Below are 23601 nucleotides of genomic sequence, written 5' to 3'. Positions count from 1 at the left end.
CCAGCCTGCTGTCATGGGCTAGTGCAGATCAACCCTTACGGCAGCGACAAGGCGTCGTTGGCGGTCGGCCTGGTCAACGCCGACCCGGACATCGACCCGCGCGGGATGAACGAGCTGCTGCTGGCGTACAAGACCACCAAGCCCTCCGTCGACGCCGAGGAGACCGCGGATCTCCTTGTGTGGGCGGCAAAACTGCGCGTGGTCTTCGAGACCACCGACCTCGACGAGCGCATCGCCGTGCTGAACCGGCTGCTCGACGAGGCCGCGATCCGGCCGACTATCGCGCGGCACGAGGGCGAGATGACGCCGCACCTGCACTACTCGCTGGACACCGACAGCACGGTGAAGCGGGTGAAGGCGCGCACCGCCACCGGACTGGCGCACGTGATCTGCGCCTCCGGTGGCGGGCGCCTCGGCTGCTGCGACCGCGAGGGCTGCACGGTGGTGTTCATCGACACCTCGCGCAACGGGCGCAGGCGGTTCTGCTCGACGCAGTGCGCCAATCGCATCTACGTCGCCGACCACCGCGCCCGCTCGCGGTCTAGCGGCGGCCACGGAGGATGAGGCGGGCGCCGAGCCCGATCGCCAGGCACAACACCGGCAGCAGGATGAGCGCGAAGGGCAGCGTCACCGCCTCCGACAACCCGCCGATCGCCGTGGGGCCCAACAGGAAACCGGGCCAGGCGATCGCCGAGACCGCCGCGATCGACTGGGCGGCGTGCCGACCGGGCAGCTCCGCCGCGCTGGAGAACACCACCGGAACGCCGCACGCGACTCCCAGGCCCAGCGCGGCGAAGCCGAGCAGCGCCGCCCACGGCTGGGCAACGGCGAGGCCCGCCGCGAACACGACCGCGGCCAGCACCGAGAGGCCGCCGACCACCAGGCGCGGGCCGTACCGGGCGACCCACCGGTCCCCCAGCCCCCGACCGACGAACATCGCGATCGCGAACACCGAGTAGCCCGCCCCGGCGAAGGACGCCGTGGTGCCGAGCCAGTCGCGGAGGTAGATCGCCGCCCAGTCCGCCGCGGCGCCCTCGCACAGCAGCGCGGCGAACATGAGCGCTCCCAAGGCGAGCAGCCGTCCGTCGCGCAGCACGTCGCGGGTGCGGACCTTCGCGTCGGCCTCGGTGTCCCCGGCGTGGTCGCCGGTCAGCAGCACCCGGTTCACCCCGAAGACGACAACGACCAGCAGCACGCCCAGCACGAGCATCTGCACCGTCAAGCCGACGTTTGCACCCACTGCGAGCGCTCCCACGCCGGCCCCGACGAAACCGCCGAGGCTCCAGAACCCGTGGAAACTGGACATGACCGGGCGGTCGTAGTGCCGCTCGACCAGCACCGCCTGGGCGTTCATCGCCACGTCGAGCGCGCTCTGGAACGCGCCCCACACCATCAGCGCGAGGAACAGCGCCACTCCGGAACCGGCGAGGCCGAGCAGGAACGACACCCCGCCGTAGCCGACCGCGGTGATCATCATCATCGGTCTGCTGCCCCAGCGGGCGATCATCGGGCCCGCCGCCAGGATGGCCAGCAGCGCGCCGATCGGGGCGCCGAGCAGCAGCAGGCCGAGCACCCCGTCACCCACCGCGAGGCGCTCCTTGACCAGCGGGATGTGCGGCGTCCACGCGGCGAACAGGCCCGCGTGCATGCCGAAGACGAGCGAGGTCGCGCGCCGGGCCGTCCGCACTGCGGCGGGAACAGCGACTGTGGCGTCAGGCAAGGTGAACCTCCACACCGGCCTCGCGGAACCGGTCGAGTTGATCTGCGGGCGCGTCCCGGTCGGTGACCAGGACGTCGAGGTCGGTGATCGGGCAGACGCGGCCGAAGGCGACCCGGCCGAGCTTGGTCGAGTCGGTCACGGCGATCACCCTCGCGGAGGCGCGGATCGCGGCCTGCTTGGTCTCGGCGTCGCACAGGTCGAACGAGCTGACCCCGTCCGTCACGGTCAGCCCGCACACGCCGAGCACGACCGTGTCGAACCGCATCCGGTCGAAGGCGCCGCGGGTCAGCTGGCCGTAGAAGGCCATCTCGCGCGGGCTCACCTCGCCGCCGGGCAGGACCAGGCGCATCCCCGACCCCTCGGCGAGGACGTTGGCCACGTGCAGGGACAGCGGCAGCACGGTCAGCCTGCGGCCCACGACCACGCGCGCGACCTCCAGCGTCGTCGTGCCCGCGTCGATCACCACGCTCTCGCCGTCGTCCAGCAGTTCGGCGGCGAGCTTGCCGATGCGCTGCTTGACCTCCACCCGCTGCCGGGCGCGCACGCCGTAGGGCGAGCCTTCGCCGCTGAGCGTGCTGACCGCGCCGCCGCGCACCCGGCGCAGCAGCCCGTCGCGCTCCAGCACGTCCAGGTCCCGCCGGATGGTCATCTCCGAGCAGCCGGTCAGCTCGGCCAGCTCGGCGACCTCGACGCGGTCCCGCTCACGCAACGTGCTCGCGATCAGGTCATAGCGTTCCGCACTCTCCACATGTTCATACGAACACACTCCCTGTTCGATCCGCAACCAGATTCCAGCGCAGCTCCGGCCGCTCGTACGGAACCTTCGGCGGCTTGGCGGGCACCACGCCGACCCGGCGCGCGCCCGTGCGCAGGTAGAAGCCCTCGGCGGGCGGGTGCGACACCACGCGCACCTCGCGCAACCCGAGGTCCCGAGCGCGCTCCAACATGTGCTGGACGAGCCGCGCGCCCAGCCCGGTGCCCTGCGCCGCGTCGGCGACGAACAGCAGGTCCAGCTCGGCGTTGCCGGGCACCAGGCTGTAGCACCCGACGACCGCACCGACGTCGTCCTCGGCGACGAACGTCACCGTCGCCTCCACCTGCGCGCCCGAGACCGCATAACCGTCCAAAATGGACGCATAACTGCCCTGGTAGGCCGAGGAGGCGTGCACCAGCTCGGTGATCGCCTCCGCGTCCGCCGCCCGCGCCGGGCGGATCCGCGTCTCCCGCATGCCCCGAAGCTACGGCCGACCCCTGACAAGATCAGCGGAGTCGCGGCCTCCGCAGGAACCAGCCGACGATGAGCCCACCGGCCACGGCCAGCACGAACCACCACGCGGACGCACCGGCGGGGCGGGCCCGGTAGTCCGGCACGTCGGCCGGGTTCCCGTAGCTGCCCCTCCGGGCCAGCGTGCCTCCCTCGGCCCAGCCGCCGCCGAGGTCGCAGTTGATCCGATCACGCGCGGAAACCTTGCCGCGCAAGGACATGTCCGGGATGTCGGCGGAGGGGCTGCGGAGCCCGCCGTCGGCCCTGCTCTCGGCGAGCTGCCGGGCGAGGAGGTACCCGCCGAGCGCGAGGCCGTCGGCGGCCCAGCCGTCGCTCGCTGAGGTGAGAATCCGCCGGGCCTCCTCCCGCGCACCGGAGGCGTACGCCGTGGCCGCGCGTCGCTCCACCGCGCTCAGTTCCCCGAGGATTCGCGCCTCGAACCCCTCCAACGCCCGGGTGACCTGCCCGAGGTACTTCCGCGGTCGCGCGCAGGTCGCGTAGAACAGGCGCTTGTAGGTCTGTGTGGCGTACTCGGTCGCCTCCTGCTCGGCGAACTCCGGGTCGAGGTACGTCCTCGCCGAGTTGTGGGTCAGGTACCGGTGCTGGCGGTACTCCGGCGGCACAGACCGCGTGCCGATGTGCACCGGGAGGTAGGGCGCGGTGACCGCGGAGGTGACTGCCACCCACAGCGTCGCCAGCTCCGGGTCGCGGACCGACGCGTCCAGCTCGGCGACGTGGCCGTATCCCGCGCGGTCGTCGGCCCAGCGCGGATCGCGCACGATGCGCATGACGTCCTGGAGCGTGACCGGTGCCAGCCGCCGGAACTCGGCCTCCAACGAAGGCGGGTGGCGGTAGGGCCCTTCGTCATCGGGCGAGATCTTGGCCCCGACCGCGAAGGGCGCGCCCGGGAACGGCGTGCCGTACACGGCCCGCAGGTCGAACGGCTGCCCCGAGTCGGGCCGCCACCAGCCGCGGTCGACCGCGTAGCCGACCAGGTTCGGGGACGACAGGTGATCCGCGCCGGGCGTGGTCGGGAACGCGCCGATGTAGCCGGGATAGGAGACGCGCACCTCGTCCGGGCCGAGCCGCTGCGCGGCCCACAACCCTCGGCCGCCCGCGAACTCGATCAGGACCCAGCCCTCGTTCGCGTCGGCGAACAGGTGGGAGTTGCCGCCGTAGGTGGTGTAGCCGTACCGGTCGATCAGCCCGCCGACGATCTCCACCGCCTCGCGGGCGGTGCGGGCGCGCTCCATCGCGATCCGCGAGAGGTCGCTGTAGTTCGGGCCGCGCTGCGGCGTCGGTGTCTGTTTGACCGGCTCGGGCCGCGAGGGCGACCAGACGTCGCGGGCCGCGACGCCGTGCTCGTTGAGGCCGCCGTTGGTCAGCGGGGCGGGGAACCCGGCGAACTCCGAGTAGTTCGACGTGATGTAGCGGGCCGTCTCCGGAACCTGGGGGATGCGCGTCAGCTCACCGGGGATGTTCGCCTCCGCGGTGGCCCCGACCTCGATGGTGGAGCCCTCGGGATGCCGCTTCCTCGGCACGATGTCGATCCAGTGGCTCGACGGCTCGTGGCCGAACCCACCGAGGAACGGACGGCCGTTCCGGGTGAGGTTCTTGCCGACGTAGACCGCGAAACTCTTGTCCGGGGCCGTCTTCTCCCGCGCTCGGGCCCCGGCGGGCGGACCGGAGGTCATCAGCACCGCGAGGCAGAGGGGAAGAATCAGGGCGGCCCACCGCATGCGCGCTCCTCGAAGGTCGACGGCGCGGCAGGCTAACCCCTCGCGACCGGGCGCGGCACGCTGTTCAGACGAACACCTCCCCCGGCCCCGGGTTGACACCGGTGCGCCGAGTGGTTTAGACCACATGCATGGGATACGCGGGCACGGTGCACGAGCACCTCGACAGGCTGGAACGGCACAACGCCGAGGCGGTCGAGCGCGCCGTCGACGCGCTGACCACGGCGATCACCAAGGACGGGCTGATCGTCACCGCGGGCGCGGGCCACTCGCTGGCCGCGGTCGCCGAGACCTTCTACCGCGCGGGCGGGCTGTCCTGCGTGCGCCCGCTCTACCACCCCGACCTGCTGCCGATGCACGGCGCGAAGTCCAGCACCGACGCCGAGCGGCGCTCCGGCCTGGCCGCCGAGGTGCTGACGGCCGACCCGCTCGGGCCGAACGACGTGCTGATCGTCTTCTCCACCTCGGGCGTGAACCCCTACCCGGTGGAGCTGGCCAGCGCCGGGCGCGCCGCCGGGCTGCCGGTGATCGGGGTGACCTCCGGGCCCGCCAGCTCCGCGGCGCCGAAGCGGTCGGGCACCACCCTGGCCGCCGAGTCGAGCATCGTGCTGGACACCCTGGTGCCGCCCGGCGACGCCGCGCACCCGGCCGCCGCGCCGGTCACCGCGCCGCTGTCCTCGCTGGCCACCATGTTCGTGTGGAACCTGCTGCTGGTCTCGCTGCACGCGCGGGCCGAGCGCGACGGCCTGGACCTGCCGCTGTGGCGCAGCGCCAACACCGAGGGCGGTGACCAGGCGAACAAGGACCTACTCGCCCACTACGGCAAGCGGGTCCCCCGGCTCTCGTGAGCGCAGCGCCGCGGTCGCCATCTCGTCGAGGACGACGGCCGCGGTCTCCGGCACGTCGGTGTCCAGCACGAGCCGGTCGCCCTCGCGCGTCACCGTGAAGGCGAAGAACGGGCAGCACACCTCTTCCGCACGGACCAGCTCGCGCAGTCGCGCCTCGGTTCCCTTGTCGCCGTCGAGCACCATCCGCAGCCGCGTCGGGAACAGCCGCTGCACCTGCACCAGGCTCTGCCGCCACAGCGCGCCGAAGTCGTCGAGCGCGTGCGGCAGCGCCACCGGCGCGGCGGGCTCGGCTTGGCGGAACTGCGTCCGGTACAGGTCGGCGTAACGTCCTTCTGCGGCAAGGAGTTCGTCGTGAGTGCCGCGCTCGACGATCTCGCCCGCCTCGACGACCAGGATCTGGTCGGCGGCGCGGATCGTGGACAGCCGGTGCGCGATCACCAGAGCGGTCCGCCCCGCCAACGCCTCGGCGAGGGCTTCCTGCACCGCCGCCTCCGACTCGGAGTCCAGGTGCGCGGTGGCCTCGTCCAGGATCACCACGCGCTGCCGCGCCAGCAGCAGGCGGGCGATGGTCAGCCGCTGCCGCTCACCCCCGGAGAGCCGGTAACCCCGTTCTCCCACAACGGTTTCCAAGCCGTCCGGGAGTGAGCGCACCAGGTCGGCGAGCCTGGCTCCGCGCAGCGCGTCCCAGATCTCCTCCTCGGTGGCGGCGGGGCGCGCGTAGAGCAGGTTCGCGCCGATCGTGTCGTGGAAGAGGTGCCCGTCCTGGGTCACCACGCCCACCGTCTGCCTGATCGAGTCGAACGACAGCTCCCGAACGTCCACATCGGACAGCCGGACGGCTCCGGAGTCCACGTCGTAGAGCCGCGGCACCAGGCTGGCGATGGTCGACTTGCCCGCACCCGAGGAGCCGACGAGCGCGACGAGCTGACCGGGCTCGGCGCGGAAGCTCAAGCCGTGCAACACCTCCTCGCCGCCACGGGTGTCCAGGGTCTTGACTTCCTCAAGGGAGGCAAGGGAAACCTTGTTCGCCGCAGGGTAGGCGAAGCGCACGTCGTCGAACTCCACCGCCACCGGGCCGTCCGGAACCGTTGCGGCGTCGGGCTTCTCGGTGATCGCGGGTGGGAGGTCGAGCACCTCGAACACGCGCTCGAAGGAGACCAGCGCGCTCATCACGTCCACGCGCGCGTTGGCCAGCGCGGTCAGCGGCGTGTAGAGCCGGGTCAGCAGCAGCGCGAGCGAGACGACCGTGCCCGCGGCGAGCTGTCCCTCCAGGGCGAGCCACCCGCCGAGGCCGTACACCAGCGCCAGCGCCAAGCTCGACACCAGGGTCAGCGCGGTGATGAACACGCGCGTGGTCATGGCGGTGCGGATGCCGATGTCGCGCACCCGCGCGGCCCGCGCGCCGAACTCGTCGGCCTCGTCCTTGGGGCGGCCGAAGAGCTTGACGAGGGTCGCGCCCGGCGCGGAGAACCGCTCGGTCATCTGGGTGGTCATGGTCGCGTTGTGCCCGGCCGCCTCCCGTTGCAGCGCGGCCATCCTGCGGCCCATCCGCCGCGCGGGCAGCACGAACACCGGCAGCAGCGCCAGCGCGATCACCGTGACCTGCCAGGACAACGTCAGCATCACCGCAAGCGCCAGCGCGAGCTGGATGACGTTGGCGACCACACCGGACAGGGTCGAGGTGAACGCCCGCTGCGCGCCGATCACGTCGTTGTTGAGGCGGCTGACCAGCGCGCCCGTGCGCGTGCGGGAGAAGAAGGCGACCGGCATCTGCTGCACGTGGCCGACGACGGCGCGGCGCAGGTCGTAGATCAGCCCCTCGCCGATGCGCGCGGACAACCAGCGCTCGAACAGCCCGACCCCGGCCTCCACCACGGCGAGCCCGGCGATCAGCAACGCGATGCCGACCACGACGCCGGAGTCCCCGCCGCCGCTGATCTCGTTGACCACCCGGCCCGCGAGCACCGGCGTCGCGACCGCCAGCACCGCGGTGACCACGGTGATCGCCAGGAACGCGATCAGCGTGCGCCGGTGCGGCCGGGCGAAGGAGAGGACGCGTTTCAGCGTGCCCTTGCGAATCTTGTTCGGTACGTCAGCGCTCTCCATCGCGCTGCGCATCAGCATCCACGTTCCGTCCACGGCGGTCCTCTCCCCAGGTTGCGTCGAGCACAACAGCAGGAGGTCCCGATATCTTCCCGCCCGAGAGACTTCCACGTCCCGCCCGGGGTAAGCCGGTCTTCAAGTACCCCCGACCCCACCCCGAACGGTCTCAAACCGCCCCCAACCCCCACCCCACACCCACCGCCAATGCCGCATTTGGTGCGTTGGAAGGCCCTGAATGAGTCATTGGGGGAGTTCAAGGCCCTCAATGACTCATTCAGGGCATACAGGCGGGGGGGTGGGGGCGGTTTGAGACCGCGGGGAGGGGGGTTCGCGGTACTTGAAGACCGGGGAACCCCGCAGGTCGGGTGGGGTTCGGGTCAGGAGGGGTTGAGGAGGGCGCGAAGGTCGGCCAGGCGGCGGATCTGCGCGGCGCGCTCGGCGGAGAGCTGGAGTTCGGGAACGGGGTTGTCGGCCGCGGAGTGCAGCAGCGCCAACGTTTCCCGCGTGGCGCCGGGCTGCGGGACGAGCAGCGCGCGGACCAGGTTGTCCACCGCGTCGTCGAGCTCCTCGACCGGTGTGACGGAGTTGACCAGGCCGATCCGCTCGGCCTCCTCCGCGCCGACGCGACGGCCGGTCAGGCAGATCTCCACCGCCCGCGCGTAGCCGACGCAGCGGACCAGCGGCAGCGTGCCGCCGAGGTCGGGGACCAGGCCGAGCCCGGTCTCGGCCATGGCGAACTTGGCGTCGGTCGCCGCGACCCGCAGGTCGCAGGCGAGGGCGAGCTGGAAGCCCGCCCCGATCGCGTGGCCCTGCACCCCGGCGACGGTCACCCGCGCCGGATCGCGGAGCCAGCTGAACGCGCGCTGGAACTCGGCGATGACCGCGTCCGCGCGCTCGGTGGGCATCGTCGCGATCGACATGAGCCCCGGGCCGCCCTCGCCATCACCGGCCGTGAACAGACCGCGGTCGAGTCCGGCCGAGAAAGCCCGGCCGGACCCGCGCACCACGACCACCCGCACCTCGGGGGAGAGCGCCTCCCCGATCCCGCGCAGCGCCGCCCACATCGCGGGGGTCTGCGCGTTGAGCACCTCCGGACGGTGCAGGGTGATGGTTGCCAGGGGGCCGTCCAGCGCGAGCTGGACGCCCCCGGCGTCGAGCAGGCCAGCGTCGACGATCGACACTCGGGCTCCTGTCCGTAACAGTGAGAAAGGTTGCGCTGCCTCGCCGGGTCTACTTCTTCTTGCTCCGCGTGGCGCCGCCACGGCCGCGGAGAGTCACCCCCGATTCACTGAGGACCCGGTGCACGAAGCCGTACGAGCGGCCGGTAGATTCAGCGAGGGAGCGAATGCTCGCCCCCTTCTCGTACTTCTTCTTGAGGTCAGCGGCAAGCTTGTCCCGGGCCGTCCCCGTGATCCGGGCGCCCTTCTTCAGGTCAGCCACCTTGTCCCGCCTTCCGATTGACCAGTGGGGCCGATCATGGCCCCCGTCGCCGCAATGATCGAACACGGAAGCCGCAAACGCCAGGCGATCATGAAAAATCATCGCCACGTGATCGGCGAGTCACGCCCTGTGGATCATCCGGACGCGCTAAAGGCGGTGCCTGGCCTCGGCAGTGGTGGCCGGCCTGGCTGATCAGGCCAGCTGCACCAGCTCTAGGTAATCGGCCGACCAGTGGTCCTCGGTGCCATCGGGCAAAAGGATGACGCGCTCGGGCTCCAGCGCCTCCACCGCGCCCGGATCGTGCGTGACCAGCACGACCGCGCCCTGGTAGCTGCGCAGCGCGTCGAGCACCTGCTCCCGGCTGGCCGGGTCGAGGTTGTTCGTCGGCTCGTCCAGCAGCAGCACGTTCGCCGCGCTGGAGACCAGGCCGGCCAGCGCCAGCCGGGTCTTCTCACCGCCGGAGAGCGTGCCCGCGGGCTGGTCCAGCTGCTCGCCGGTGAACAGGAACGCGCCGAGCAGCGAGCGCAGCTGCTGGGCGTCGGTGTCCGGGGCGGCGTGCCGGATGTTCTCCCAGACCGACGCGTCGTGGTCCAGGGTCTCGTGCTCCTGCGCGTAGTAGCCCAGGCGCAGGCCGTGACCGGGCACGACCTCCCCGGCGTCGAAGGTCTCCGAGCCGCCGAGCAGCCGCAGCAGCGTGGTCTTGCCCGCGCCGTTGAGGCCGAGCACCACCACGCGGGAGCCGCGGTCGATCGCCAGGTCCACCCCGGCGAAGATCTCCAGCGAGCCGTAGGACTTGGACAGGCCCTCGGCCATCAGCGGCGTCTTGCCGCACGGGGCGGGCTGCGGGAAGCGGATCTTGGCGACCTTGTCCGAGACGCGCACCTCGTCCAGCCCGGCGAGCAGCTTGTCCGCGCGGCGGGCCATGTTCTGCGCGGCGACGGCCTTGGTGGCCTTGGCGCGCATCTTGTCGGCCTGCGCCTTGAGCACGCCCGCCTTCTTCTCGGCGTTGGCGCGCTCGCGCTTGCGGCGCTTCTCGTCGGCGGCGCGCGCCTCCTGGTAGCGCTTCCACCCCATGTTGTAGATGTCGACCTCGGCGCGCACGGCGTCGAGGAACCACACCTTGTTGACGACGTCGGCCAGCAGGTCGACGTCGTGGCTGATCACGATCAGGCCGCCGCTGTGGCCCTTGAGGAACCCGCGCAGCCAGGTGATCGAGTCGGCGTCGAGGTGGTTGGTCGGCTCGTCCAGCAGCAGGATCGTGTCGGACTTGCCCGAGCCCGCCTCGGTCGCGGCGAACAGGATGCGGGCCAGTTCGACGCGGCGGCGCTGACCACCGGAGAGCGTGCCGGTCTCCTGCGCGAGCACGCGGTCGGCCAGGCCGAGGTTGGCGCAGATGCGGGCCGCCTCGCTCTCGGCGGCGTACCCGCCCAGCGCGGCGAAGCGGTCCTCCAGGCGACCGTACTTGCGCACGGCGGCGTCGCGGGCCTTCTCGTCGACCAGTTCGGCCATGATGGCCTGCGACTTCTCCATCTCGCGCAGGATCTCGTCCAACCCGCGCGCCGACAGCACCCGGTCCTTCGCGGTCATCGACAGGTCGCCCTCGCGCGGGTCCTGCGGGAGGTAGCCCAGCTCGCCGGAGCGCAGGACGGTGCCCGCGTAGGGCTCGCCCTCGCCCGCGAGCACGCGCAGCGTGGTGGTCTTGCCCGCGCCGTTGCGGCCGACGAGGCCGATCCGGTCACCGGGCTGGACGCGAAGGGTGGTGTCGGACAGCAGGATGCGGGAGCCCGCGCGCAGCTCCAGGTCCGTGACAGTGATCAAGGGAAGAACTCCAGACGAATCGCGTGGCGGAAGACAGGGGGCATCCGCCCACCTCCCTCACGAAAGTCGGGGGTGGGCCACGCGCGCCGCTAATCCATCAAGACCACGCTGCCAGTTTACGCGACGCGTTCGACCGGTTTTGCCACGCGCCCTGGCTACTGGCCGGTAACCGGCCCTAGAGTGCTGGCATGACCACGCCGAACGACTTCGCCGGCCGGACCGCGCTGATCACCAGCGGCAGCCGGGGCATCGGGTTCGCCATCGCCGAGGAACTGCTCTCCAGGGGCGCCTCGGTGACCATCACCGCGCGCAAGGCCGAGGAGCTGGACGCGGCCGCCGCCAAGCTCGCCGGGACCGTCGACGGTGGCGCGGACCGGGTGCTCGCGGTGGTCGCCAACACCGGTTCCGACGAGGCGCGCGCCGAGGCCGTCGGGCGCACCGTGGAGCGTTTCGGCTCGCTGGACGTGCTGATCAACAACACCGGGATCAACCCGGTCTTCGGCTTCCTGATGGACGCCGACCTCAACGCGGTCCGCAAGATCTTCGACACCAACGTGGTGGGCGCGCTCGGCTTCGTGCAGCAGGCGTGGAAGGCGTGGATGGGCGAGCACGGCGGCGCGGTCGTCAACGTCGCCTCGGTCGCCGGGCTGCGCTCCAGCGGCGTGATCGCGGCGTACGGCGCGAGCAAGGCGGCGATCATCCGGCTGACCGAGGAGCTGGCCTGGCAGCTCGGCCCGAAGGTCCGGGTCAACGCGGTGGCCCCGGCGGTGGTGAAGACCAAGTTCGCCGAGCACCTCTACACCGGCCGCGAGGACGAAGCGGCCTCGGCGTACCCGCTGAAGCGGCTCGGCGCCCCGGAGGACGTCGCGGGCCTGGTGGCGTTCCTGGCCTCGGACGCCGCGGCGTGGATCAGCGGCGAGACCGTGCGCGTGGACGGCGGCCTGCTGGCCACCGGCACCCTGTGACGAGTTGACAGGTCACCGAACTCCCGACATTGTATCGAGTACTCGGTACAAAGTCGGGAGTTCGTGATGAGTCTGTTCTTGGCCATTCTGGTCCTGTTGGTGCTCGCCCCGCTCGCACTGCTCGTCGTGCGCGTCCCGGTCGGCCCGCAGAAGCTGCTGACCACCTGGGGCGCGCACGAGGCGGACGAGGGCGACCTCGCGCTCGCCGGCGCCTACCTCAAGCGGCGCCGCCTGCTCTACCTGGCGGCGGTGGCGCTCAGCCTGGTGGTGTTCCTGCTGACCGGCAGCAAGCTCGACGGCGTCGGTCCGTTCCTGCTCTGGGTGCTGCTGCCGCTGTCCCTGGCGCTGCTCGCCTCCGAGCTGACCCTCGTCGGGCACCGGCCGGGCGAGGCGACCACCCGGCGCGCCTCGCTGGTCCCGCGGTCCCGCCGCGACTACGTCCCGCGCTGGGCGACCCGCACGGTGCTGGCGTTGCTCGTACTCTCACTGCCCTCGGTGTTCGTCATGGCCCCGTTCCGCGAGAGCTTCTCGCTGCACCTGGACTTCTGGATCGCCACGGCCTTCCTCGTCGGCCTCGGCGCGGTCGCGGAGACCACCATCCGCCTGGCGGTGGCGCGGCGGCCGGTCGTCGAGTCCGCGGCGGACACGGCGATGCGGGTCCGCAGCGCGCGGGCGATGGCCGGGCTGGAGCTGGGGATCACCGGTTTCACGTTCCTGATCACCTGGGCGGGCTGGGGGTTCGCGATGGGCTTCTTCGCGGGGAGGGAGCCGCTGGCGTGGATCATGATCACGTTCGCGGTGGCCGGGTTCGTCACGGCGCTGACGGGCTGGGGCTTTCTCGCGTCACCGCCGAGGACCGTCCGTCGGCCCGTGACGCCAACAGGGACGGCAACGGAGACGGAGACGGCGTGAACCTGCTGATCGAGGTCGACACGACGAACGGGCAGCCGCCGTGGCGGCAGGTGCACGACCAGCTCCGCGGGCTGATCACCTCCTCCGCCCTGGCCGCGGGGACCCGGCTGCCCACCGTTCGCCAGCTCGCCCGCGATCTCGGGGTGTCTGCGGGCACGGTGGCGCGGGCCTACCGGGAGCTGGAGACGACGGGGATGCTCAGCACGGCGGGCCGCAGGGGCACGGTGGTGGCGGAGATCACCGAGGAGTACACCCCCGCCGAGCTGACCGCGCTGGCCAGGGACTTCGTCGCGGCCGCTCGGCTGATCGGTGTAGACCGAGCGGACGCACTCTCCGCCGTGACCGCCGCTTGGCAGGCCGGCGCGGACTGATCTCTGGGTAGCCTCGAACGGGACTAGCCATGGGGGTGTGCGTGTCCCGACGGTTCGACGCTGTGCTCTTCGATTTCTCGGGGACCCTGTTCGACGACGGCAACGTGCTGACACCGTGCGGTTTACAGCTCCAGGCAGCAGAACGCGGGGTCTTACTCGGGTTCGACGAGGCCGCGACGCTGATCCACCGCACGAGGCAACGGGTGGACGGCCCGCGCGGGCTCGCCGAACGCGAAGGTTGTGACCGCTCCGCCGAGCGGCACCGCGCGGTGTGGACCCGGATGATGACCGAGTCCGCCGACGGTTTCCGCGCCGACGCGGACCCCGAGGTGCTCGGCGAGTCGCTGTACGCGTGCCTGGCCGATCCCGGCTCCTGGCCCGCCTACCCCGACACCGCCTCGGTGTTGAAGACCCTGCACGCGGAGGGCTTGAAGCTCGGCGTGGTGAGCAACATCGGCTGGGACATCCGGCCCACCTTCGACGAGCTGGGCGTGACGGACCTGATCGACTCGTTCGTGCTGTCCTGCGAGCACGACTCGGTCAAGCCCGAGCCCGACCTGTTCCGCATCGCCTGCGCCGAACTGGGCGTTGAGGAGTCCCGCGCCCTGTTCGTCGGCGATGACCCGGTCAAGGACGGCGCGGCGGCGCGGGTGGGGCTGGCGGTCTACGTCCTGCCCAGCACCCGGCACCGAGATCAGCCCCGCGGCCTGGAGGCCGTCCTCTCCCTAGCTGCCTGAGACGAGTGCCTGCTCCAGCCTGGCGAGGATGCTGGTGAGGGTTTCGCGTTCGGCGGCCGTGAGCGTGCCGATCAGGTCTGCTTCGTGCTCGAGTAGTTGGCGCACAGTGGGTTCGATGAGGTTGTGACCGGCTTCGGTGAGCCGGACGGCGACCGCGCGATGGCAGCTCGCGATCCCACGACGCGGCGATGTCGGCCGCGGGCCACGCGGAGCTCGATCCCAGCGGATAACCCTCGTCACGTGAACCCATCCACCGCTCCCTGCACGTCAACGGCGGCGCGTACACCACCCGCTAGGGGTGGATGAGGGTCTTGCCGAGGGGGCGCGTCACGAGCTGCGTGCGAATGGTGCCGGGCAGCGCGGTCAGCGGGATCTCCTCGGTGATCATCCGCTCGACCGGCAGCGCCGACGGGTCCAGCTCGACGAGGGCGCGGATCGCGGCGCCGAAGTCGTCCTGGACCGTGCCGTAGCTCCCGCCGACGCGCACCGGTTTGCCGTCCCAGGACGCCGAGGTGACCAGTTCGCCGCGGCGCACTCCGTCGAGGTCGCAGTCCAGGCCGGGTAGCGCGTCGCCGGGCGCGGTCCCGCCGTAGAGCAGGACCAGGCCACCGGGCACGACCGTGCGCAGCGCCTCGCGCAGCACTTCGGGCAGCACGAAGCTGGTCGCCACGATCGCGATGTCCAGGCCGTCAGAGGGCATCTCCTCCAGCGGACCGATCGGGGCGTCCAGTACCGCGCGGTCGCGGAGGAAGTCGGTGCGGTCCTGGCTGCGGTTGCCCAGGACGACCTCCGCGCCGAGGGCGTGCGCCAGCCCGGCGATCAGCGCGCCCGCGGTCCCCGCACCCAGGACGCCGACGCGTTGTCCCGCGAGGTCTTCGCCGATGTGCCGGGCCGCGGCGCCGAGGCAGTGCTGCGCGCAGGCGAGCGGCTCGGTGAAGATCAGGCGGCGGGCGTCGACGTCGGCGGGCACCACGGGCAGCGCCGCGCGGAGCTTCCCGGCCGGGCCCGCCGCCCACATCGAGGTGGCGAAGCCGGTCCCCCGCTCCAGCGGCACGTTCGGGTCGAGGGTGACGCGGTCGCCGGGCCCGAGTCCGTCCACAGTGGACTCCTCGACGACGCCGACCAGTTCGTGGCCGAACTGGCTGACGCCGTGCCGGTTGCCCGCCACCTCCTTGAGGTCCGACCGGCACAGCCCGGCCAGCTCGACGCGCACCAGGACCGCGTTCTCCCCCTTGGGGCGCAACGGTTCCGCGTCGACCAACGCCGGGCCGCCCGGACCGAGTTCGACCCTCACGACACCACTTCCAGCGCCTCGCCGAAGCGGTCGGCGATGAGGTGCGCGTCCTCCGGCGTCAGTACCAGCGGCGGCCGCAGCTCGATGACGTTGCCGAGGCCGTGCTCGGAGACCCGGGTGATCGCGCCGCGGTCGTGCAGCGCGCGCTGGAACTCGTGGGTCTTCTTCGTCGCCTTGCCGCCGTCCGGTTCGACCAGCTCGACACCGAGCATGAGCCCGACCCCGCGCACGTCGCCGATCACCGGGTTGTCCTTCTGGAGGTCGAGCAGGCGCTCCATGAGCACCTTGCCCGAGGCGCGCACGTTCTCCAGGAAACCGGGCCGCTGCACGATCTCCAGGGTCTTGACCGCCGCGGCGGAGGACAGGGTGTGGCCGCCGTAGGTGAATCCGTGCAGCGAGCGGTCGAAGTTCGACATGCGCTCCTCGGTGAGGATCGCCGCGAGGGGAAGGCCGCTGCCGGTCAGTCCTTTTGAGACGGTCATCATGTGCGGCTGCACGCCGAAGTGGTCCGCGGCGAACATCTCCCCGGTGCGGCCGAAGGACGTCTGGTTCTCGTCGAAGATCAGGACGATGTCCCGTTCCTCGCAGAAGGACTTCAGGTCCTCGAAGTAGCCGGGCGGCGGGACGATGTTGCCGCCCACGCCGCTGATCGGCTCGATGAGCACGCACGCGACGCTGCCGGAGCTGGCGTAGCTGATGAAGTCCGCGATCCGGTCCACGCACAACTTGGCGCAGCTGTCGGGTTTCTGCGCGTAGAAGCAGCGGTAGCAGTACGCGTCCGGCACGTGCGTGACGCCGGGGAACTGGTACGGGAACGGGGCGCGCATCCGGCTGCTGCCGTTGAAGCTGGTCGCCGCCATGGACTGGCCGACCTGACCGCGGAACGGCACGATCACGTCGCGCTTGCCGGTCTGCAGCTGGGCGATCTTGATCGCGCCCTCGTTCGCCGTGGAGCCGCCGGAGCTGCGTAGGTTCACCCTGGTCAGGTTGGCCGGGCTGATCTTGACCAGCTCCTGCATGACGACGTTGGTCGGCTCGGTCTGGAACGAGGAGCTGGCGAAGACCAGGCTCTCGGTCTGTTCCCGCACCGCCGCCATCACCTCGGGGTGGTTGTGCCCCAGGATGAGGTTGAAGGTGCCGGACACGCAGTCCAGGTACTCGCGGCCGTCGCTGTCCCACGACCGCACGCCCTCGCCGCGGACCAGCTTCGCGTCGCCGATCGCGTACTGCGCCACCAGGTGGGGATCACTCATCGCGGGCCTCGTGATCGGCGGTCAGGCCGTCGAGCTGCATGCGCACCCACGCTTCCAGGGTCCACGGCTCGGCCACCTCGCGACGGCGCTTGGCCGCCTCCGCGCGCTCCTCCTCCGGCGCGGTCAGACCGTCCACAATGGCCTGTGCCTGCTCGACGAGGTCGAACGGGTTGACCGTGTCGCACACCGGCGCGAGCACCTCGGCAGCCCCGCACATCTCCGACAGGATCACCGGTGCGTTGCGCTCGTTGACCAAGGGGGCCTCGAAGGTGCTCAGGTTCTGACCGTCCACTGTGGAGTTGAACATGAGCAGGTCGGCGCGCTGGAAGCAGGCGACGCTGTGGTCGACCTCGTTGTCGCAGTGCGAGCGCACGGTGTCCGCGCCCAGCTCGGCGTTGGCCTCGGCGACCGCGGCCTCGACGCGGCGCACGTACTCCGCGTTGGCCTCCACGTAGAGCCGGTTGGGGTTCATCCGCACCAGCATCTTCACGCCGCGCAGCCGCTCGTCGGAGCGCACCGCGAGCACGAACGCCCGCACCGCGCGCTCGGCGTTCTTCATCGGATCGGTCCGTCCACTGTGGACGACGAGCTGGCCGTCGCCCGCCCATTCCGCGACGCCCTCCGGCAGCCGGGGGTTGCGGCCGTGCAGCGTCAACGGGCTGTAGCCCAGCGGCATGGTGCGCACGTGGGTGCGCCGTCCGCGCCAGTGCACTACACCGGACTCGCGGTCGACATTCGCCTCGGGCAGGAGATCCGCGACGCAGTCGAGGAAGTTGCGGGTCCAGCGGTCGGCGAAGAAACCGATCGTCGTGGCGGGCAGCATGCCTTCGAGCAGCCTGACGCGCATCTCCTTCGGCAGGATGCGCCAGTAGTCCGGCGACGGCCACGGGATGTGCACGAACAGCAGGATCGGCGCGTCGGGGCGCTGCGCGCGCAGCTTCGCCGGGACACCGACGAGCTGGTAGTCGTGCACCAGGTACACCGGGTCGTCCACACCCGCAGAGCTCTTCAGCATGGCGTCGGCGAAGTCGTCGGTGAACTCGCCGAAGCGGCGCATCGCCTCGTAGGTCTCCGCGCCGAAGGTCGGCGTCCTCCACCGGTCCCAGCCGTAGTTGTTGGCCGCCCACAACAGTTCCGCGGTCAGGAAGTTCTGCACCACGTCGAAGGTCGTGCGGTCGTGCTGGATCAGCCGGACGTTGATCTCGCGGCCGGAGTGCAGGCTCAGCATCAGGCCGTCGGGGTTCTCCTGCGCCGCCCTGCGGTCGTCGTCGGTGTCGGCGCTGGCGATCCAGGACACGTTGAGCACCCCGGCCTGCTCCGCGACCACGTTGCCGGTGCCGCCGGGCGCCAGCCACGGGCGCAGCTCCCCCGTCTCCGGGTCCGGCGCGTAGGTGACTGCGGCCCGCTTGCTGGCCAGGAAGAGATGGGTCACTGCGAATCCTCCCCTGTAGCGATGAGTGTGCTGCTGGCCTCGAAAACGTCGACAGGGTCGAGGCCCTTCAGTTCGGCGATGCCCGCGGCCCGTTCGCTGTGCAGGCAGGCGTTGCGCGGGCGGCAGGCGTAGGCGGTGCTGCTCTGCGGCGCGGCGCTGACCAGGTCCGGGTCCACGCCGTAGCCGGTGGCGATGTGCCGCGCCCACTCCACCCTGGTCAGCCTGCGCGGACCGCCGAGGTGCACGACGCCGGTGTACTCGGAGTGCAGCAGCGCCGCCGCCCACGCGGCCACGTCGTCGACGAGCACCGGGCTGTTCCAGTGATCGCCCGGCACCGCGACCGGTTGTCCCGCACCGAGTTTCTGCGCGCAGGTGGTGAAGAAGTTCGGCCGCAGCCCGGCCCGGTCCCAGCCGTAGACCAGGCTGACCCGCAGCGCGACGGCGTTCCCGGTGGCCAGCAACGTGTCCTCGGCGGCGAGCTTGACCCGGCCGTAGACGTTGGCGGGCTCGACCGGCTCGGACTCCGCGCAGCTGTCCCGGCGGCCGGGGAAGACGTTGTCGGTGGAGATCATCAGCGCCCGCCGCCCGCCGAGCGCCTCCGCGAGGTGCAGCGCGCCGCCCTGGTGCGCTGCCATGGCCCCGGCGGGGTTCGCCTCGCACCAGGTGATGTCCGAGGGCCCGTGCACGGTGACGACCGAGTCCGGCTCCGCCTCCGCGAGCGCGGCGCGGATCGTCTCCGGCGCGGACACGTCCACCGGCAGCCAGCCCAGGTCCCGGGCCTCCGGCGTCGCGGGGCGCCGCCGCGAGCTGAGCACCGCCGTGTGCCCCAGTGCCCGCAACCGCTGGCCGATGTGCCCGGCGAGGTAGCCCGCCCCGACGATCAGAACGCGTTCCACAGATCCTCCCCCAGTCACGCGGTGCGGGCCGGTGTCGGCAGCAGGCGCAACGCCGCCGCGCCCGCCATGACGACGAGGCCGAACAGCGCGACGATCATCAGCACCGTCGGCAGGCCCAGCCACCCCGCCAGTGTGCCCACAAGTGGCGGGCTCGACAGAAAGCCCGCGTAGCCGACGGTTGTCACCAGCGAGATCGCCTTGGAGCGCTGGTCGTGCGCGACCGCCCGGCCCACCGCGCCCATCAGCGTCGGCACCACCGGGGCCAGCCCGATGCCCGCGACCGCGAACCCGATCAGCGTCGTGGCCGGGCTCCAGGCCGCGGCGCCGACGACGAGCCCGACCAGCCCCAGCGCTCCGCCGGAGATCACCAGCGTGCGGTCGCCGAGCGCCGCGCCCTGCCACTGCGCCAGCAGCCGTCCCGCGGACAGCCCGGCCATGTACGCCGCCGGGCCGAAGCTCGCCAGCAGCGGCCCCGCGGCCAGTTCCTGCTCCAGGTGGATCGCGCCCCACTGCTCGACCGCGTTCTCCATCAGCAGCACCATCGCGGCGACGGCACCCACCAGCAGCAACGGCGTGTAGAACTGCCGGGGACCGGCCTGCGAACCCGTGTGCCCGGCCTTCTCTCTCCAGCCCGCCGGATCGATCGCCATGATCGCGCTGAGCCCGACCAGCACGGCGATCACGACGAGCACTGCCAGCGACGAGGCACCCAACTGCCTGGCCAGGCCGACGCACGGCGCCGCCACCACCATGGCCAGCGGGGTCGCCGCGTGGACCTTGTTGAACAGTCGCTCACCGTCGCGGGCCTCGCGCGCGGCCATGGTGGCGTTGAGCGCGACCTCGATGGCTCCGCTGGCCGCGCCGACGAGCAGCAGCGACGCGGTGAAGGCCAGCTGCGACCCGGACAGGCCCACCAGCAGCACGCCTAGGGCGAAGACGCCGGTCACCACCGGGAGCGTGTGCTGGGCGAGGCGCTGCGCCAGTCTGCCGGTCAGCACCATCGACGGCACCGCCGCGACCGGGACGGCGAACAGCGCCAGTCCCAACTGCTGGTCGGTCAGCACGAGATCGGCCTTGATCTCCGGGATGAGCGCGGCCCAGCCGCCCCAGAACAAGCCCCAGCTCGCGGCCACCGCGAGGAGTCCGAAGACTCCGTTCCCTTGCCGCACAAACACTCCGTCTCACGGGTCCCACTCATGTGATCCAGCTCGCTCCACGATACTGCGCAAACGATGGCCGGGCCGGGCCCGCACCTCCGGTAGCGTTGTCCGGGCAGAGATCGGGATGGTGCGGGGGTGCGGTGACCTACTGGGCGATCGACGCGGGCGGCAGCAGCACAACCGCCCTGCTGGAGAACGGAACCCGCTGGCGGCGGGGCTCGGTCAACCCGGCGTCGGTGGGGGCCAGGGCGGCCGACGACGACCTGCGGGAGCTGTTCCGGGCGATCTGCTCGGCGTCCGGCGATCGGATGACAACCGGGTGGCTGGCCACCGCGACTGTGGACGCGGGAACGGTGGACGCGAACGCACCCGAACGCGAGCTGGACCGGTTGACCCGGCTAGCCCGCGAGGCCGGGCTGACCGGGACCGTGGTGATCTCCCGCGACATCGTTCCGCTGCTGGTGGCGCCGCCGTTGCGCGGGCGCGGTGTGGCCGTGGTGTGCGGGACCGGCTCCGGGTTCATCGCCAGTGACGGGGAGCGGGAGCCGATCTCCGTCGGCGGCTGCGAGTACCTGGGCAGCGATGAGGGAAGTGCTTTCGCCATCGGCCTTTCCGGCCTACGGGCAGGTGTCCGCGGTACGGACGGGCGTGGTCCGGCGACGGCGCTGAGCACGGCGTTCGGCGGCACGTCCGTTCAGGACCTCGCGCGCTCGCTCGCGGCCGAGGCGTTCCCCAAATCCACTGTCGCCGCATTGTCTTCGGTGGTCTGCCGGTGTTGGCTGGACGGCGACGCGGTCGCGGGCGAGGTCGTGACCGGGGCGTTGACGGACATGGTCGACGGAGTGCGCGCGGCACGTGATCGCGCGAGCCTCACGGGATCGTGGTCGGCGACGTTGACCGGGGGCGTGTTCCAGGGCTGTCCTGAGTACGCCAAGGAACTGGGCGCTCGCCTCGTCGACGAGCTGGGCGCGGATGAGCCCACGCTGGTGACCGATCCGACCGCGATGGTGCTGGCATCGTTGCGCTCGTACGGCTCTGCGGTCCCGGCCTCGTTGAACGGGTGGGCGTGGACGCGATCTTTGGGAGGGAACGGCTGATGGCTCATGGACCGATCCGGCTGGGCCTGTGCTTGGCGGCGTTCGCGCCCGCCGGGCTCGACGGGGCGTTGCGCTCCGCGGGACAGGCCGGGGTGGACGTGGTGGATCTGCCAACCGACAGCACGTTCAAGCTCGTCGACCCGCAACGGCTCGACGATCCCGCGCATCACGCGGAACTGCGCGCGGCCCTTGATTCGGCGCACATCCGTGTCGGTTGTGTGAGCAACAGCAGGGACACCCAGCTCGTGCTCGGCCCGCACGGCCCGCACACCGATCCGGTGCTCGCGGGGACCGCCGAGGAGAAGCGCGAGTACGGGATGCGCGCGGCGCTCGGCACGGTGCGGCTCGCTGCCGGGCTCGGCGCGCCGTTGGTGCGGCTCATGCTCGGAGTGCCCGATCTGGGCCGGTGGTTGTCCTGGTGGGGCAGCGATGTCAGCTGGGCGGACAACGTGCAGGCGTGGTGCTCCGCGGCGAAGCCCGCGTTGGAGCTTGCATCGGAGTTGGGCGTTCGCGTTGTGGTTGAGCCACATCCGAAGCAGGTGGCCTACGATCCGGCGAGCGCACGCGCGTTGCTCGCCGTAGCCGAGAGTGTCGGCCTCTGCGTCGATCCGGCGAACCTCGCGGCGGTCGGGCACGACCCGGTGAACGCGGTGCGCGGCTGGGGAGCCGATCTGGCGGCCGTGCACGCGAAGGACCTCCAGGTCTGGCAGGAGCCGTTCGAGCCGCGTGGCGCCGGGTGGTCGCGCTACGGCCCCGGCCCGGCGATCCGCTTCCGCGCCCTGGGTTCCGGTTCGCTGCCGTGGGCCGAGATCGTGGCGGCGCTGCTCGACGAGGACTACCGGGGAGTGATCTACGTGGAGCACGAGGACGCGTTGCTGCCGACCGATCAGGGGGCGACGAACTCGCTCGCGGTGCTGCGGCGGCTGCTGCCCTCGGCGGGAGCGCAGGGGAGGACCTGGTGAGCCTCGACGGTGTGCGCGCGGGACTGCTCGCGGGCGGCCTCGGGGAACGGATGGGCCCGCTGACCTCCCGGGTGTGCAAACCCCTTGTGCCGTATGCGGCCTCGTGCCGCCTGGTGGACTTCAGCATGATCAACTCCGTGCGCTCGGGCATGCCCGAGGTGGTGCTGCTGTCGCTGCACCGCGAGGCCGATCTGGTCCGCCATCTGTTGGAGCACTGGGACTCCTCGCCGACCCGTGTCCACTTCGGACCGCACGACTCCTGGGTGCGGACCTCCGACTTCGACATGCTCCCGGAACGACCCGCCGAGCGGGGTACGGCCGACGCGCTGCTGTCCAACGCCGAGTACCTGTTCGCACCGGGTGCTTCGGATGTCCTTGTGCAGCACGCTGATCACGTCTACCTGTTCGACTACGCGCCGATGGTCGCCGCGCACCGCGCGTCCGGCGCGCACTGCACCATCGGAGTGCAGCGCATCGAGCTGAAGTACGTGAAGCTGTTCGGCATGGTCGACGTGGACTCCGACCTGCGCGTCCGCGCCCTGGTGGAGAAACCGCAGAACCCGACCTCCGATCTGATCTTCACCGCCTTCTGCCTGTTCCGCATCGACGCGCTCCAGGAGGTGCTCTCCGATCTGGTCGCGCGCGGCGAGGACGGTTGGCAGCACGACATCAGCCGCGACGTCCTGCCCGAGATGATCCGCCAGGGCCGTCCCGTGACGGCGTTCCCGATCGAGGGCTACTGGGCCGATATCGGGACCGTGGACCGCTACCACTCCGAGCAGCTGAAGCTGTTGTCCGGCGCCATGGACCCCGCCCTGCTCCCCCGCACCCTGTCCCCTTCCGCACCGACCTATCTGTCCGATGTGGACACTCTGTCCGGCGCTCCGGTCCCGCCGGGCGCGGTGGTGGAGTCCAGCGTCCTGCACCCCGGCTGCGTGATCGAACCGGGTGCCAAGGTCCTGCGTTCGGTCGTGCTCCCGGGCGCAGTCGTCCCCGCCGGGGTCACCGTGCGCGACAGCATCGTCCTGGCCGATGAGCACCTGCGCTCCGACCGAGACGGTCTCGCTTTGTGAGCCCGTGATCGGGACGGTGAGAACCTGAAGGATCTCCGGGACGCCAGCGGGGTCGACGCCAACGACGCGGAGAGCTACCGGATATCCTGTTGAGCGCCCGTATTCCGCTATTCCACGGAGCGACATCCACAATGCTCAAGTCGATTCACGTTCTCGGTTCCGCCGCTCTGTTGACGTTCACCGGCGCCACTCCCGCCGTAGCCGCGGCCGTCGACTGCGCGCAGGACCACGTGTGCATGTGGGAGGACCCCACGTGGTCCGGTAGCCGCTACGTCCACCAGGTGGGCGTGACCGGCGACTACGGCATCGGTGGCTGGAACGGCGACAACGAGATCAGCTCGGTCGTGAACTACTCGGCGTGCACGATCACGCTCTACAACAACGACAGCCCAGGGTCGAGCACGCGCCAGTGGACCATTCGCCGCAAGTCGGAGATCCGCAATCTGAAGACACTCAAGGATCGTGACGGGGTCAACGCCAACGACGACGCGGAGAGCTACCGGATCTCCTGTTGACCTGA

The 23601-nt window shown here is 71.2% G+C and carries 23 protein-coding genes and 1 pseudogene; 10 read left to right on the top strand and 14 right to left on the bottom strand.

Annotation, left to right across the window (positions count from 1 at the left end; all coding sequences use genetic code 11):
• Nucleotides 1-21: 21 nt before the first annotated feature.
• The gene (locus NLX83_RS30640) at nt 22-564 is read left to right on the top strand and encodes a CGNR zinc finger domain-containing protein (protein WP_254238699.1); all 543 of its coding nucleotides are present in this window, start codon (nt 22-24) and stop codon (nt 562-564) included.
• On the opposite strand, the gene NLX83_RS30635 is transcribed toward NLX83_RS30640, so the two are convergent.
• Genes NLX83_RS30635 through NLX83_RS30620 form a run of 4 tightly spaced genes read right to left on the bottom strand, consistent with a single transcriptional unit; the run spans nt 542 to nt 4723 of the window.
• On the bottom strand, nt 542-1720 hold the full coding sequence (locus tag NLX83_RS30635) for an MFS transporter (protein ID WP_254238698.1): 1179 nt from the start codon (nt 1718-1720) through the stop codon (nt 542-544). The genes NLX83_RS30640 and NLX83_RS30635 overlap by 23 nt on opposite strands.
• Nucleotides 1713-2468, bottom strand: coding sequence for a DeoR/GlpR family DNA-binding transcription regulator (locus NLX83_RS30630; RefSeq protein ID WP_254238697.1), 756 nt, complete (start codon nt 2466-2468; stop codon nt 1713-1715). The genes NLX83_RS30635 and NLX83_RS30630 overlap by 8 nt, the downstream gene beginning before the upstream one ends.
• A gap of 4 nt (nt 2469-2472) precedes the next feature.
• Entirely contained in the window at nt 2473-2949 is a 477-nt protein-coding gene (locus NLX83_RS30625; RefSeq protein WP_254238696.1) for a GNAT family N-acetyltransferase, read from the bottom strand.
• 31 nt (nt 2950-2980) lie between these two features.
• Nucleotides 2981-4723, bottom strand: coding sequence for a C69 family dipeptidase (locus NLX83_RS30620; RefSeq protein ID WP_254238695.1), 1743 nt, complete (start codon nt 4721-4723; stop codon nt 2981-2983).
• Between the two features lie 128 nt (nt 4724-4851).
• On the opposite strand from NLX83_RS30620, the gene NLX83_RS30615 reads away from it, so the two are divergent.
• Complete coding sequence (locus NLX83_RS30615) at nt 4852-5568, top strand: sugar isomerase domain-containing protein (RefSeq protein WP_254238694.1); 717 nt, start codon at nt 4852-4854, stop codon at nt 5566-5568.
• Between the two features lie 276 nt (nt 5569-5844).
• On the opposite strand, the pseudogene NLX83_RS30610 reads toward NLX83_RS30615, so the two are convergent.
• The 4 genes and pseudogenes from NLX83_RS30610 to NLX83_RS30595 form a co-directional block, all read right to left on the bottom strand.
• A pseudogene (locus tag NLX83_RS30610) lies at nt 5845-7707 on the bottom strand (ABC transporter ATP-binding protein); the annotation flags it as partial.
• 341 nt (nt 7708-8048) lie between these two features.
• Nucleotides 8049-8852, bottom strand: a complete 804-nt coding sequence (locus NLX83_RS30605) for an enoyl-CoA hydratase/isomerase family protein (protein ID WP_254238693.1) — start codon at nt 8850-8852, stop codon at nt 8049-8051.
• Nucleotides 8853-8901: 49 nt separating this feature from the next.
• Nucleotides 8902-9111 (bottom strand): helix-turn-helix domain-containing protein, encoded by a 210-nt coding sequence (locus tag NLX83_RS30600; protein WP_030429267.1) that lies wholly within the window; start codon nt 9109-9111, stop codon nt 8902-8904.
• Nucleotides 9112-9303: 192 nt separating this feature from the next.
• Complete coding sequence (locus NLX83_RS30595) at nt 9304-10929, bottom strand: ABC-F family ATP-binding cassette domain-containing protein (protein WP_254238692.1); 1626 nt, start codon at nt 10927-10929, stop codon at nt 9304-9306.
• A 188-nt stretch (nt 10930-11117) separates the two neighbouring features.
• On the opposite strand from NLX83_RS30595, the gene NLX83_RS30590 reads away from it, so the two are divergent.
• The 4 genes from NLX83_RS30590 (at nt 11118) to NLX83_RS30575 (ending at nt 13914) form a co-directional block, all read left to right on the top strand.
• Entirely contained in the window at nt 11118-11894 is a 777-nt protein-coding gene (locus NLX83_RS30590) for an SDR family oxidoreductase (protein WP_254238691.1), read from the top strand.
• 66 nt (nt 11895-11960) lie between these two features.
• The gene (locus NLX83_RS30585) at nt 11961-12806 is read left to right on the top strand and encodes a hypothetical protein (RefSeq protein ID WP_254238690.1); all 846 of its coding nucleotides are present in this window, start codon (nt 11961-11963) and stop codon (nt 12804-12806) included.
• Nucleotides 12803-13177 carry a GntR family transcriptional regulator gene (locus NLX83_RS30580; protein WP_308209409.1) on the top strand — a complete coding sequence of 125 codons (375 nt, stop codon included), beginning with the start codon at nt 12803-12805 and terminating at the stop codon, nt 13175-13177. The genes NLX83_RS30585 and NLX83_RS30580 overlap by 4 nt, the downstream gene beginning before the upstream one ends.
• A gap of 41 nt (nt 13178-13218) precedes the next feature.
• Nucleotides 13219-13914: an HAD family hydrolase gene (locus NLX83_RS30575; protein ID WP_254238689.1), complete on the top strand. Its 696-nt coding sequence runs from the start codon at nt 13219-13221 to the stop codon at nt 13912-13914.
• Here NLX83_RS30575 and NLX83_RS30570 read toward each other — a convergent pair.
• The 6 genes from NLX83_RS30570 to NLX83_RS42080 are packed head-to-tail and all read right to left on the bottom strand — an operon-like array spanning nt 13903 to nt 19958.
• Nucleotides 13903-14154, bottom strand: coding sequence for a hypothetical protein (locus tag NLX83_RS30570; RefSeq protein ID WP_254238688.1), 252 nt, complete (start codon nt 14152-14154; stop codon nt 13903-13905). The two genes, NLX83_RS30575 and NLX83_RS30570, sit on opposite strands and share 12 nt — an antisense overlap.
• Before the next feature lie 52 nt (nt 14155-14206).
• The gene (locus NLX83_RS30565) at nt 14207-15208 is read right to left on the bottom strand and encodes an alcohol dehydrogenase catalytic domain-containing protein (protein ID WP_254238687.1); all 1002 of its coding nucleotides are present in this window, start codon (nt 15206-15208) and stop codon (nt 14207-14209) included.
• Complete coding sequence (locus NLX83_RS30560) at nt 15205-16461, bottom strand: aspartate aminotransferase family protein (protein ID WP_254238686.1); 1257 nt, start codon at nt 16459-16461, stop codon at nt 15205-15207. The genes NLX83_RS30565 and NLX83_RS30560 overlap by 4 nt, the downstream gene beginning before the upstream one ends.
• Nucleotides 16454-17893, bottom strand: a complete 1440-nt coding sequence (locus NLX83_RS30555) for a trehalose-6-phosphate synthase (protein WP_254238685.1) — start codon at nt 17891-17893, stop codon at nt 16454-16456. The genes NLX83_RS30560 and NLX83_RS30555 overlap by 8 nt, the downstream gene beginning before the upstream one ends.
• Complete coding sequence (locus tag NLX83_RS30550; protein ID WP_254238684.1) at nt 17890-18789, bottom strand: SDR family oxidoreductase; 900 nt, start codon at nt 18787-18789, stop codon at nt 17890-17892. The genes NLX83_RS30555 and NLX83_RS30550 overlap by 4 nt, the downstream gene beginning before the upstream one ends.
• Nucleotides 18790-18803: 14 nt before the next feature.
• Complete coding sequence (locus NLX83_RS42080) at nt 18804-19958, bottom strand: MFS transporter (protein WP_254238683.1); 1155 nt, start codon at nt 19956-19958, stop codon at nt 18804-18806.
• A 131-nt stretch (nt 19959-20089) separates the two neighbouring features.
• Here NLX83_RS42080 and NLX83_RS30540 point away from each other — a divergent pair, with 131 nt between their 5' ends.
• From NLX83_RS30540 to NLX83_RS30525, 4 genes are all read left to right on the top strand, one after another.
• Nucleotides 20090-21046, top strand: coding sequence for a BadF/BadG/BcrA/BcrD ATPase family protein (locus tag NLX83_RS30540; protein ID WP_254238682.1), 957 nt, complete (start codon nt 20090-20092; stop codon nt 21044-21046).
• Nucleotides 21046-22008: a sugar phosphate isomerase/epimerase family protein gene (locus NLX83_RS30535; RefSeq protein ID WP_254238681.1), complete on the top strand. Its 963-nt coding sequence runs from the start codon at nt 21046-21048 to the stop codon at nt 22006-22008. Before NLX83_RS30540 ends, NLX83_RS30535 begins: the two co-directional genes overlap by 1 nt.
• Nucleotides 22005-23081, top strand: a complete 1077-nt coding sequence (locus NLX83_RS30530; RefSeq protein ID WP_254238680.1) for a sugar phosphate nucleotidyltransferase — start codon at nt 22005-22007, stop codon at nt 23079-23081. Before NLX83_RS30535 ends, NLX83_RS30530 begins: the two co-directional genes overlap by 4 nt.
• A gap of 131 nt (nt 23082-23212) precedes the next feature.
• Nucleotides 23213-23596 (top strand): peptidase inhibitor family I36 protein, encoded by a 384-nt coding sequence (locus NLX83_RS30525; RefSeq protein ID WP_254238679.1) that lies wholly within the window; start codon nt 23213-23215, stop codon nt 23594-23596.
• Nucleotides 23597-23601: the final 5 nt, after the last annotated feature.

The organism is Allokutzneria sp. A3M-2-11 16 (assembly GCF_024213555.1).
Lineage (GTDB): Bacteria > Actinomycetota > Actinomycetes > Mycobacteriales > Pseudonocardiaceae > Allokutzneria.
The sequence above is the reverse complement of the archived record's forward strand: the minus strand, read 5'-3'. Positions and strand labels throughout refer to the sequence as shown.